Genomic DNA, 12,163 nt, shown 5'->3' with positions numbered 1-12,163 from the left:
ATGGAAACTCCAAACAATTTAATTCTACCCGCTCTGATCCTTATTCCGTTCATTGCAGGTTTTGTATGCTGGCTTGTCGATAAACTCGACAAGCACTTACCACGCTATATTGCCTTAATTGGTATGCTATTAACGTTGGTGTTAACCGTCGTTTTATGGCAAAGCGGTACTTATAACTACGAGTTGGGTACACAAGCTCCACAGTGGGCTGCTCAATTTAACCTACCATGGATTACCACTTTAGGGATTAACATTCACCTTGCGGTGGATGGTCTTTCACTGCTTATGGTGGGTTTAACTGCATTACTGGGTGTACTTGCAGTTGGCTGTTCATGGGGTGAGATTCAAAAGAACGTTGGTTTCTTCCACTTAAACCTACTTTGGTCTTTAGGTGGTGTGATCGGTGTATTCTTAGCGATTGACATGTTCCTATTCTTCTTCTTCTGGGAGATGATGCTGGTACCAATCTACTTCTTGATCGCACTTTGGGGTCATAAAGGAGCAGAAGGTAAGTCACGCGTTTACGCTGCAACTAAATTCTTTATCTATACTCAGGTTGCGGGTCTGATCATGTTGATCGGTATCTTGGGTCTAGTGGTTGTTGGCTTCCAACTTCACGGTCAAATCAGCTTTAACTATGACTTCTTGATGAGTGTTGCACACACTGTTGAGGCAAAAGCTCCAGCACTTGCGTATGCATTCATGATCTGTATGTTCATTGGTTTTGCGGTAAAACTTCCAGTTTTCCCATTACACGGCTGGTTACCAGATGCACATGCACAAGCACCTACAGCGGGTTCTGTCGACCTTGCAGGTATCTTGATTAAAACTGCGGCTTATGGTCTTTTACGTTTCGTTATTCCATTCTTCCCGGTAGCATCTGCTCAGTTTGCTGACATCGCGATCATTCTTGGTCTAATCGGTATTTTCTACGGTGCATGGTGTGCATTCCAACAAACAGACATGAAACGTCTGCTTGCGTACACATCTATTTCGCACATGGGCTTCGTACTTCTTGCTTTGTATGCAGGTAACATCCTGACATTCCAAGGCTTGATGATTATGATGCTGGCTCACGGTCTATCTTCTGCTGCATTGTTCATTATGTGTGGTCAGGTTTACGAACGTCTGCATACACGTGACATGCGTTTGATGGGCGGTATTCGTGGTCAGTTCCAATACCTTTCATTCTTCTTAATGTTCTTTGTTGCGGCACTTGTAGGTATTCCGGGTCTAGGTAACTTCATCGGTGAATTCCTGATCTTGATGGGTTCTTATGACAAGTTCCCTGTGTATACAATCCTTGCTGCAGTAAGCTTAGTATTTGCCGGTCTTTACGGTTTAATCCTGATCCACAAAGCGTTGTTTGGTACACCAAACGAAGAACAAAAACAGCATTACGCAAATCCGTTGAAAGACTTAAATGCGCGTGAAGTTGTGATTCTTTTAATCTGTGCTCTTGGTCTAGTATGGCTTGGTCTATTCCCACAAAGCTTCCTTGATATTTCAAATTCAAGCATGGCGTGGATTGCAAATAGCTATATTCCAGTTCAAGAAGTCGTTGATGTTGTGCAGCAGATTGCTGTACAACCTGAAAATGTGGAGATGCAATAAGCCATGGACTTCACAATGTCATTTTCTGAGCTTATGCCATTAGCTCCTGTGATGATCGTGGCTTTAACTGCGATCATCGTGATGTTGCTAATTGCAATCAAGCGTAACCACAATTTAGTTGCAACGACTTCCGTTATTGGTCTGAACCTTGCAGCCTTTTATATTATTTTTGTTTTCGTTGCAGGGCAGTATGCACCTGCAAACGTAATGAATTTGTTCATCGTAGATCCATTTACGATGTTGTACCAATTCGTGATTTTGATTGCAGCACTTGCTTGCTGCACATTGTCACATGCGTATATCGAAACCTATAAAGATAACCGTGAAGAACTTTATATCTTGATGCTGTGCTCTGTAACAGGTGCATTGTTAATGGTTGCAAGTTCTCACTATGCGTCATTCTTTATCAGCCTTGAGTTAATGTCGATTCCTGTATACGGCCTATTGGCTTATACACACCAACGTTCACAGTCGCTTGAAGCGGGTGTGAAATACTTGGTGCTTTCAGCAACCGCTTCTGCGATGTTGTTGATGGGTATGGCTTATGTATATGCGTATACAGGTACAATGGCATTCGTTGCTGAACCAGGCAAAATGTTCACAACTTTCAGCCAACCGGGTGTAGTCCTTGGTCTTGCACTGATTGTATTTGCTGTTGCATTTAAATTGTCTCTTGCGCCATTCCACAAATGGACACCAGACGTGTATGCAGGTGCGCCAGCGCCAATCGCGACATTCTTAGCGACTGTGGCTAAAGTGGCAATGATCGGTCTATTCGTTCGTTACTTCTTGGCTTCTGGCTTAATCCTTTCTGACAGCTTCATCACGATCGTGACCATCATTGCAGTATTGTCTATCCTTGCGGGTAACTTACTAGCAGTACGTCAAGTGAACTTGAAACGTATCCTTGCATACTCTTCAATCGCTCACTTTGGTTACTTACTTGTTGCGATTGTCAGTGCACGTAATACTGACTTTGTTCAAGTACAAGGCTTTGCAACATTCAGCAGCGTCAACGTTTATGTGATTACTTATGTATTAACAACGATTGGTGCGTTCGGTGTTGTGACACTGATGTCTAGCCCTTACAACAACAAAGACGAAGCAGGTAGTCTTGCTGAGTACCGTGGTTTGTTCTGGCGTCGTCCAGTGTTGACTGCAACACTCACTGTCATGATGTTATCTCTTGCAGGTATCCCATTAACAGCGGGCTTTATTGGTAAGTTCCTTGTGATCAAAACAGCAGTTGCTGGTGGTTCATGGTTCTTAGCTGCAATGGTGATCCTTGGTTCAGGTATCGGTTTGTACTACTACCTACGTGTGATGGTTGTGATGTACATGACTCCACCAGAAAACCCACGTATCGACGCTGTCGATCATTGGGGTCAAAAAGTGGGTGGTATTATGGTGCTTGGCGCAGCTGCACTTGTGTTGTTGATCGGTGTATATCCAGATCCAATCATTGCAGTTTCTCAAGTGGCATACTTTGCGATCTCACCTGAATTACAACAGTTCATTTTTAGCTTAATTCAAAGTGGTTTTAACTAATGAATTAAGCAATTAATTTGCTTATTACAAAAAAGCCTCCTGTAAAGGAGGCTTTTTTATTTTTATCATTTGTTAAATAGCTTTATAATGGTTGAAATTTTATCTTAACCTTTTAGGTGTTCTCCCGTGGCTATCCATGAAATCCGTCATCCTTTAATCCGACATAAACTCGGCTTACTTCGTCGTGCAGATATTAGTACTAAAAACTTCCGTGAGCTTGCTCAAGAAGTGACTATGCTTCTGACTTATGAAGCAACGAAAGATTTACCAATGGTCGATCATGAAATTGATGGTTGGAATGGTAAAGTAACTGTAGATCGTATTGCCGGTAAAAAAATAACAGTTGTACCGATTTTACGTGCAGGTATTGGTATGTTGGATGGTTTCTTAAACCTGATTCCAAGTGCGAAAGTATCTGTATTGGGTTTAGAGCGTGATGAAGAAACTTTAGAAGCGCGTACTTACTACAAAAAATTAGTACCAGACGTACAAAACCGTTTAGCGATGATTATTGACCCAATGCTTGCAACGGGTTCATCGCTCGTTGCTGCTATTGACGTTCTAAAAGCCAGTGGTTGTAAAGATATTCGTGTCATGGTGCTTGTTGCCGCTCCAGAAGGCATTAAACGTGTAAATGAAGCTCACCCAGATGTGATCATTTACACAGCATCTGTAGACCAAGGTTTAAATGAAAACGGTTATATCGTTCCTGGTCTTGGCGATGCAGGCGATAAAATTTTCGGTTCAGTTCAAAAAGACTAATTTTTGCATCATGAACAGAAAAGGGGCTTTTATAGCCTCTTTTTTATATACTAAAGACATTGGCATAAATGGAATAGGGTACTTTTATGAAGTCCGAACAATATAAAGGTAAAGTGAAGCAGTACAATCCTGAAAAGGGCTTTGGCTTTCTTTCATGTGAAGAAGGTGATGTATTTTTCCATATCTCTGACTTTCCCGCAGATGGTGTCGAGCCAAAACGTAATGATCGTGTGAAATTTAATGTGGTGAAAAATGGTGATCGTTATAAAGCCATAAACATTGAGCGTGAAGAAGACAAATCTGCAAAAGCTAAAAAATCTAAAGTAGTGGCAAATAACCAGTCAATTACTTCAGCTTTGCTTTCGAATTTGCGTAAATAATGTGATTGTAAGATTTCATGGAAATCTTTGAAATTGAAAAAGAGGTCTATAGGGCCTCTTTTTTTATTATCATAAGAGTATTAAAAGAAAAGATGAGAGACAATTTTTATGTTTAAAGAGGGGAAAATCAAAAGCTATAACGTTGAGCGCGGCTTTGGATTTATACAACAAGATCAAGCACAGGATTTATTTTTTCATATTCGTGATTTTCCTAGCCGACACATCGAACCACGTGTTGGAGAAAATCTCAAATACAGGATTGAAGCAGATCAAGGTAAATTTAAAGCGGTAAATATCATCCGTTTAGATTTGAAAAAAGAGCAGTCCACTCATGAACAGATAAATCCGTCATTTGAATCAAGGTCGGATCGAGTGAATGACCAAGCTACTCCTCACGATACAGTCAAAGGCACAGTTGGGGGCAGTAAAATCTTCAGCATGATTGGACTCATTGTAATTGTAGTATTAGCTGTGGCTGTTTATGGGAAATATCAGCAGTACCAAGAACAGAAGCAGCTACATTTACAACAGCTCATGCAAGAAAATGAAAACATCGTAAAAGAACAACGTAAAGCTCAGGGGGATTTACCCGATCGGGTGCTGTCTGTGCAAGGTGAAAAAAACCTATACGGCACAGCTTCAACACAGGCTCAGTCTGTTGTTCGAGACACTGTGCCAGCTCATGCTTCAAGTGATACGCCAAGGGCAGTAGAAAAAGCTCAGTTTAGTTGTGATGGACGACAGCATTGCAGTCAAATGCGCTCAAGAGATGAAGCTCAGTGGTTTATTAAGAATTGTCCAAACACGAAGATGGATGGTGATAATGACGGTATTGCTTGTGAGAATGATTCTAGGTGGTAATGGAAGCATTCACAAAAAAAGCGCCATTAGGCGCTTTTTTTATTTAGACAGATTTTTCACAAAATTGCATAAAGGCTTTGAGACCCGGTCCTTGGTATTTCTGACGATGTACCAACATGAATAATGGACGGGCTAGTTGCCAGAACGGCGTATCTAAAACCACCAATTGACCTTTTTCACGTAAAGGCTCAATCGCAAGTTTAGAAATACATGACATACCAAGACCACCTGCCACGATTTTTAGAATGGCTTCGTTATGACCCAAGGTTAAACGTATATTGGCATCTGGCAGGTCTTTTAAAATTGCGTTGTCAAATACTTCACGTGTGCCTGAACCTTCTTCACGTAAGATCCATTCCACGTTATCAAAGTCAGCTGCAGTGAGTGCACGATCCAACTTCGCTAAAGGGTGCTCTGGTGAACAGCACACGGCAAGTTCATCGTCACGCCAGTGAATACATTGTAGCTGTGGCAGATGGCATGAACCTTCAATTAAGGCCAAATCCAACTGAAATTGGTTTACCGCTTCAATCATTTGGCGGGTATTGCCGACTTGAAGTTGTAAATGTGCTTGAGGCTGAATTTGTAAGAAATCTGCCATGAGGTCTGGCATCAAGTAGTCACTGATGGTTAGGGTCGCACCTAAACGCAGATCAATACTTTGTAGTTCGCCTTTGGCTGCTTGTTCAAAAGCTTCGCAGCGCCCTAAAATTTCCAAAGCTTGTGGCAATAAAAAACGACCCAAGTCATTCAATTGCAAGCGTTTACCAAGTCGGTCAAACAGTGGAGCACCGAGACCATCTTCGAGGTCTGCCAATGCCATACTTGCTGCACTTTGAGTAAGTTTGACAGCATCACTGGCTTTGGTAACGGTACCTTCTTGAGCGACTGCTACAAAAACAGCCAACTGGCGTAAAGTCATGCGCATGAATCAGGCCTTAACATTTAAAAAATATTAATAAATTATGCTGTCATGCTAACATGAGCACAGTCTGTCACGCCACGTTCAAATCATGTCAATTGAAAAATTTAGCTTAGAAAAGGTTTTATCTGTACACCGTTGGACCAATACTTTGTTCAGTTTTACCATGACACGCCCTGCACATTTTAAATTTACCGCTGGTCAGTTCGCACGAATTGGTTTGAAAGTGGGCGATGAATTGGTGGTTCGTGCCTATTCTGTGGTGTCGTCACCTTTTGATGAAACTTTAGAATTTTTCTCTATCGTCGTTCCTGACGGTGCGTTTACTTCAAATTTGCAGCATCTACAAGTGGGCGATGAGCTGTATTTAGAAAAAGTGCCTTATGGCTTCCTCACCTTAGCGCGTTATCAGTTGCCATTGCCAAAGGACTTATGGCTGTTGGGAACAGGAACAGGTCTGGCACCATTTTTATCGATGCTACAAGACTTTGAAACATGGTCTAAATACGAAAAAATTAATCTAGTCTACAGTGTGCGCACCGTATCAGAACTGGCTTATGTCGAGCGGATTCAAGAAATCGCGGAAACCTTTGGTGAAGGGCATACGGGCTTCAAATTTATTCCTATTGTGACACGTGATCCAAATGCACCGTTGCATGACCGTTTACCAGTTTTAATTGAAAATGGCGAGTTAGAACAGGCGGCGGGCTTAGCGTTTAATGTTGATACGACGCATGTCATGCTGTGTGGTAATCCACAAATGGTTGATGACACCAAGGCGGCCTTAAAAGCGCGTGGTTTGACCATGAACCGTCGTGGTGAAGGCAATATTGCTGTAGAAAACTATTGGTAATCTGCCATGAAAAAAATCTCATCGAAGGTTGAGCTTTTTTATTTTCGGAAATTAAATAACTGATGTTATGCATGCAAAAGTAATTTTGCATTTTTAAAATGATTGTTAAGCCAATTCGACGGAGTCTTACATCAAGAGAATGAATAAAGGGATTAGCCTTCGGCTGGAGGTACTCTTACGAAGCACGCTTCTCATTAGGCAAAATGAGAAGCGAAGCTTCGCAAGGAAACCATCTTGCTGAGCAGTGCTCCTCACCGCAAAACTCGTTCACTAGTGTCTAATTATCAAAAGTATCGAAAAAATATTTTTGATTAGAAGAAGTCCTATCTCAAACACTTGCGGATGACGTTACCGCGTATCGTACTTTTATTTGAATCAAATTACGCTTCTGATGTTACTTCGTAACATCAGTTAAATAAACGTTTTGTTGTTAATGTAGAATTTTATTTAAGAACTGCTGCGCTCGTTCACCACGAGGGGCATTAAAGAATTGATCTTTACTACAGTCTTCCACAATTTTTCCTTGATCCATAAAGATCACACGGTCCGCAACCTGACGCGCGAAGCCCATCTCATGGGTTACACACATCATGGTCATACCTTCTTTGGCAAGACCCACCATCACATCAAGCACTTCGTTAATCATCTCTGGATCAAGTGCCGAAGTCGGTTCATCAAACAGCATGGCAATCGGGTCCATACTGAGCGCACGTGCAATGGCAACACGTTGTTGCTGTCCACCTGATAACTGTGCAGGGAATTTAGCGGCATGCGCACTTAAACCCACACGGTCTAAATAAGCCAAACCTTTTTTCTTGGCTTCGGCTTCTGATCGACCCAAGACTTTAACCTGCGCAATGGTCAGGTTTTCGGTAATGGATAAATGTGGAAACAATTCAAAGTGCTGGAACACCATGCCGACACGACTACGCAATTTATTTAAATCGGTTTTTGGGTCATTAATGGAAATACCGTCGACTAAAATCGTACCGGCCTGAAAAGGCTCAAGTCCATTAACGGTTTTAATGAGCGTTGATTTACCTGAACCTGAAGGTCCACACACGACAACCACTTCACCTTGTTTAATTTGAGTCGTGCAATCGGTAAGCACTTGAAAATCTTTATACCATTTACTGACATTTTGGAGGTCAATCATCGTTTTTTGATCGGTCATACACTTAACCTCCGTTGTAATTTTTTAACTGCATAGGTAGCGATCATACTAATAGTGAAATACACCAAACCAGCAAACAGAATGTATTGAGTTAACAATGACATGAGGTCGCCTCGAACATAGTTGGTGCGGAAAAAGTCTAACAGTCCGATGGCATAAACCATGGTTGAATCTTGGAACAGAATGATGGTTTGTTGTAAGAGAAGTGGCGTCATTTTGCGAAAAGATTGCGGCAAAATAATTAAGCGCATTGCTTGGCTATAACTCATACCGAGAGCATAAGCTGCAGATGTTTGACCTTTAGGAATTGATTGAATCCCGGCACGGACAATCTCTGAAAAGTAAGCCGCTTCAAATAGCATGAAGGCCACGATACTTGAAACGAGGGCAGTATCAATCGTTAGATAGTTACCCGTGATCCCTGTGTAGATAAAGGGTACGGCAAAGTAGAACCACATCAGCACCAAGAGCAAAGGAATAGAACGAAAGAGGTTCACATAGCCTTTAGCAAAAATATTAAAAGCCTTAATCGAGGACAGGCGCATCAACGCCAACAATGTCCCAATAAAGACACCACCAATGGTTGCCGTGATCACCACTTTGAGTGTGATGCTGAAACCATGCCATAGCGCAGGGCCAGACGCTTGGAGGTCTTGAATAAAAGAACTGAGCCATTCCATTATTTATCTCCTGCAATTAAGCCAGGAACGCGTAGGCGTTTTTCCAGAAAATTCATGAAACCAATTAAACAGATATTGATCACGATGAAAATAATGGTGACGTAGGTATAAATTTCGATGGTGTTTTGCGTGTATTCACTGATGGTTTTCATCTGTGAAATGACTTCTGCAACACCGACTAAAGAGGCGACTGAGGTGTTTTTGACACAGTTGGTCAACTCAGAGCTGAGAGGTGGCAAAATCGTGCGGAATGACTGCGGTAAGATCACATAGCGGTAAAGTTGAGCCGTGCTAAATCCCATAGCATAACCTGCATTGGTTTGCCCCAAAGGAAGCGCTTCAATACCTGTCCTGACTTGCTCACAGACCCGTGCAGCTGTAAATAAACCCAAACCGACACTTGCAGAAATTAAGGCGGTTGTATTTGCCCCAAGGTCATTCATCCACCAGCTTTTAATCGCAGCAGGGAGGAAGTTGGGTACAACATAGAACCATATAAACAGTTGAATCAATAAGGGTACATTTCTGAAAATAGTCACGTAGGCAGTACCTATACCACGTGCTACAGGACTCGGTAGGGTACGCATAATACCCAAGATGCTGCCGAGTACCATCGCAATGCTCCATGCCACCAAAGCGATGACAAACAGCCAGCCGATCCCAATTAAAATCCAATTCAGGTAGGTTGAATCACCTACACCTGTAGATTGGAACAGCACACCCCAATTCCAGCTATAATTCATAGGAACTCCCTATAATGAGCTTAAGCCAAAATCCGTTTGGCTTAAGCATCTTTAGAATGTTTAGGGAAAGTTATTCGTCACGGTCATGTGGATTGTTAATCAATGATTTTAATTGATCAGACATCGGGAAATTCAAATTGATATTTTTTGGTGGAATTGGCGTTTGGAACCATTTTTTATACATGTCATTGATTTCACCAGAGCTATAGGTCGCTTTGATTGCATCATCAACCACTTGTTTAAAACCAGTATCGCCTTTACGCAGCATACAACCATAGATTTCATGAATCGGCGCTGTACCCACGATTTCCCATTTATTTGGATCTTTGGCTTTCGATTTTTCACCCGCCAGCAAAATATCATCCATCATAAATGCCGCTGCACGACCATTTTGTAGCATGAGGAAAGACTCAGCATGGTCTTTGGCAGAAATGACTTCACCAATACCTAATTCTTTTTCATGTTGACGAATATAACGCTCAGATGTCGTTCCTGCCGTGGTGACTAACTTTTTGCCTTTTAGGTCAGCAAAATCTTTAATCCCAGAGTCTTTTGCGGTAAGTAAGCGTGAACCGACCTCAAAGAAACCTGTTGAGAAATCTACTTGTTGTTGGCGTTCTTTATTGTTGGTGGTAGAACCACACTCTAAGTCGACGGTGCCATTAGAAACCAATGGAATACGGTTTTGGCTAGTCACTAAGTTATAACGGACTTTTAATTCGGGAAGATTTAATTGCTTTTTAACCGCCTCAACGACTTTTAATTGAAGATCGTGTGCATAACCTACAGGTTGGTTTGGATTATCTGCGATATATGAAAATGGAATCGATGAATCGCGATAGCCTAATACAATCGTGCCGGATTTTTTGATCTTATCTAAAGTCCCTGAGTCAGAAACAGCAGCTTCACTTCCTGCAGCTTTATCCGTTGTAGGTGCTTTATTGTCACTACATGCGCTAAGCCCTAAAGTGAGCGCACTTGCACAGAACAAAGTTGCTAAATGTTTTTTTGACGTCATCGTTAAAACTCCTTTTACCCTGAATTTAATATCCACTTTTTATGATCTTGTTTCTCGTTAGATTTTATTGCTTTGTTATTAAGAATGTTTCAACAATAAAAAAGAGATCATTTTCTACATCTTAGGTGATATATCGAGCAAGGCTCAAGCAAAATTTATTGCCGAATTGTTACTAAGAAATGGGATAAGTTATGAACATTTTTTATAAGAAGGTTTGCTATAAGCCATTAAATATAAAATAATTTAATTTTATTGTGAAATAAATAATTAAAATAAAAGGGCATAAAAAAACCTCCAAATGGAGGTTTTCGGGATTAAACTTTAGTTTAATCTCCGTATTAATGCACAAACATATCCATAAATTCACGAATTTCTTGAATCGCTGTGTCTACGTCAGCAGTCAACCAAGTCGGTTCAAAAAAGCCAGCATAATGCTCCAGTCGATCTTGGGGAACAACTAAGCGAATCGGACATTCTTCTTCGAGCAAGCGCCAAGGAATAATAGGCACTTCATTATCTAAAAAAGCCGCAATATTTCGAATATCAATCACCATCGCATTGATGCATTCAGGGAATGGCATCACTGAAAACTCTTCAGTACGTCGGCGAAAATATTCCAAATCACCCCATTTCAACACATAACTCGGCTTACTAAATTCAATAATGCCAATAAGATGTTGATCGCGAGTGTAATGAAGGGAACATTGATGAGTGACGTCAGTGTCAAGATCAAGCGTTACACCTTGTTGATGGTACGCCATAGATTTGATAACAGGTGAAAAAATAAGGTGCATGATTATAGCTCATTTAATCCATCAAAAGCAGATAATTCCATCTGGCTCAAAAAAGCATTTATTCTTTAAGATATAATCCTATAAAAATGCTTTAAATTTAAATATAGCACTTAAATCTTTGCCCAATATTTTCACTCTTATATATTGATTTATCTTCAAAAATAACTGACCTAGCTCCAAAGGAAAGTATATTTATTAAACTTATCATTCAAGTTACACGTTTTCACTGATTGTAATTGTTCTTCACACAATACAGGATATTGTATTGCTAGTATAAAAATTCAACTATGAACAACAAAATTGCGAGGGGAATATGACACACGATTTTAATAAACCACCCCATACCACCAGTACGGAAGAAACAACACAAAAAAAACGTATCCCTGTGTACATACTGATCTTAGTGGGTATCTTTTTAATCGCATTATTATTTTATATGTTTGCAGATATGAAACCTTCTGCTTCGGATGCACCGCCTGATCATCCTGCACCCAATGCACAAACTGCAACAGCCAATGATACGACTAGCGGTACACCGGGGGATGAAGCTGTTGCTAATGATTCAAATACTGCAACTGCGACAGATCGTTGATAATAATTGATGATAAACATGAGTCAGAGTTACATGAGTGCTATATCTGAACCTTAAGTATCTCTTCAGAGTGACATAAATAAAGCCTTGGTTGTTCCAAGGCTTTTTTACATTCAATTGTGAGCTTTTGTTGGAGTTATGCATACTTTGGTTGATTAAAAAATATGCAAAAACTAAGGTGGAAAAGAAAGCTTAAGTTCAAAGCACTAATGCTGTGTGATA

General features: G+C 40.8%; 13 protein-coding genes. 7 read left to right on the top strand and 6 right to left on the bottom strand.

Annotated elements, in window-relative coordinates; translation table 11 throughout:
- The 5 genes from nuoM (at nucleotide 1) to FTU02_RS05980 (ending at nucleotide 5,165) form a co-directional block, all read left to right on the top strand.
- Nucleotides 1–1,614, top strand: a complete 1,614-nt coding sequence (nuoM, locus tag FTU02_RS06000; RefSeq protein WP_078192291.1) for an NADH-quinone oxidoreductase subunit M — start codon at nucleotides 1–3, stop codon at nucleotides 1,612–1,614.
- Between the two features lie 3 nt (nucleotides 1,615–1,617).
- Complete coding sequence (nuoN, locus tag FTU02_RS05995; RefSeq protein WP_180156314.1) at nucleotides 1,618–3,162, top strand: NADH-quinone oxidoreductase subunit NuoN; 1,545 nt, start codon at nucleotides 1,618–1,620, stop codon at nucleotides 3,160–3,162.
- Between the two features lie 126 nt (nucleotides 3,163–3,288).
- Entirely contained in the window at nucleotides 3,289–3,924 is a 636-nt protein-coding gene (gene upp, locus FTU02_RS05990; RefSeq protein ID WP_078192289.1) for a uracil phosphoribosyltransferase, read from the top strand.
- Between the two features lie 86 nt (nucleotides 3,925–4,010).
- Nucleotides 4,011–4,304 carry a cold shock domain-containing protein gene (locus tag FTU02_RS05985; protein WP_078192288.1) on the top strand — a complete coding sequence of 98 codons (294 nt, stop codon included), beginning with the start codon at nucleotides 4,011–4,013 and terminating at the stop codon, nucleotides 4,302–4,304.
- A gap of 108 nt (nucleotides 4,305–4,412) precedes the next feature.
- Nucleotides 4,413–5,165, top strand: a complete 753-nt coding sequence (locus FTU02_RS05980) for an excalibur calcium-binding domain-containing protein (RefSeq protein ID WP_180156312.1) — start codon at nucleotides 4,413–4,415, stop codon at nucleotides 5,163–5,165.
- A gap of 43 nt (nucleotides 5,166–5,208) precedes the next feature.
- Here the strand turns inward: FTU02_RS05980 and gigC are convergent, their stop codons facing one another.
- On the bottom strand, nucleotides 5,209–6,093 hold the full coding sequence (gene gigC, locus FTU02_RS05975; protein ID WP_078191091.1) for a LysR family transcriptional regulator GigC: 885 nt from the start codon (nucleotides 6,091–6,093) through the stop codon (nucleotides 5,209–5,211).
- An 85-nt stretch (nucleotides 6,094–6,178) separates the two neighbouring features.
- Here gigC and FTU02_RS05970 point away from each other — a divergent pair, with 85 nt between their 5' ends.
- Nucleotides 6,179–6,940, top strand: a complete 762-nt coding sequence (locus tag FTU02_RS05970) for a ferredoxin--NADP reductase (RefSeq protein WP_180004746.1) — start codon at nucleotides 6,179–6,181, stop codon at nucleotides 6,938–6,940.
- A gap of 430 nt (nucleotides 6,941–7,370) precedes the next feature.
- On the opposite strand, the gene FTU02_RS05965 is transcribed toward FTU02_RS05970, so the two are convergent.
- From FTU02_RS05965 to FTU02_RS05945, 5 genes are all read right to left on the bottom strand, one after another.
- Nucleotides 7,371–8,114, bottom strand: coding sequence for an amino acid ABC transporter ATP-binding protein (locus FTU02_RS05965; RefSeq protein WP_373684212.1), 744 nt, complete (start codon nucleotides 8,112–8,114; stop codon nucleotides 7,371–7,373).
- Nucleotides 8,111–8,794: an ABC transporter permease subunit gene (locus tag FTU02_RS05960; protein ID WP_078191088.1), complete on the bottom strand. Its 684-nt coding sequence runs from the start codon at nucleotides 8,792–8,794 to the stop codon at nucleotides 8,111–8,113. The genes FTU02_RS05965 and FTU02_RS05960 overlap by 4 nt, the downstream gene beginning before the upstream one ends.
- Nucleotides 8,794–9,537: an amino acid ABC transporter permease gene (locus tag FTU02_RS05955; RefSeq protein ID WP_180101833.1), complete on the bottom strand. Its 744-nt coding sequence runs from the start codon at nucleotides 9,535–9,537 to the stop codon at nucleotides 8,794–8,796. Before FTU02_RS05955 ends, FTU02_RS05960 begins: the two co-directional genes overlap by 1 nt.
- A 70-nt stretch (nucleotides 9,538–9,607) precedes the next feature.
- Entirely contained in the window at nucleotides 9,608–10,555 is a 948-nt protein-coding gene (locus FTU02_RS05950) for a transporter substrate-binding domain-containing protein (protein ID WP_180156310.1), read from the bottom strand.
- A 338-nt stretch (nucleotides 10,556–10,893) separates the two neighbouring features.
- Nucleotides 10,894–11,316, bottom strand: coding sequence for a hypothetical protein (locus FTU02_RS05945; RefSeq protein WP_078192409.1), 423 nt, complete (start codon nucleotides 11,314–11,316; stop codon nucleotides 10,894–10,896).
- Between the two features lie 346 nt (nucleotides 11,317–11,662).
- Between FTU02_RS05945 and FTU02_RS05940 the strand changes: the two genes are divergently transcribed.
- The gene (locus FTU02_RS05940; RefSeq protein WP_078192282.1) at nucleotides 11,663–11,941 is read left to right on the top strand and encodes a hypothetical protein; all 279 of its coding nucleotides are present in this window, start codon (nucleotides 11,663–11,665) and stop codon (nucleotides 11,939–11,941) included.
- The last annotated feature ends 222 nt before the right edge of the window (nucleotides 11,942–12,163 follow it).

The organism is Acinetobacter sp. YH12045 (assembly GCF_013419925.1).
Taxonomy (GTDB): domain Bacteria; phylum Pseudomonadota; class Gammaproteobacteria; order Pseudomonadales; family Moraxellaceae; genus Acinetobacter; species Acinetobacter amyesii.
Note: the sequence above shows the minus strand (reverse complement) of the source record. Positions and strands in the feature narration are given on the sequence as shown.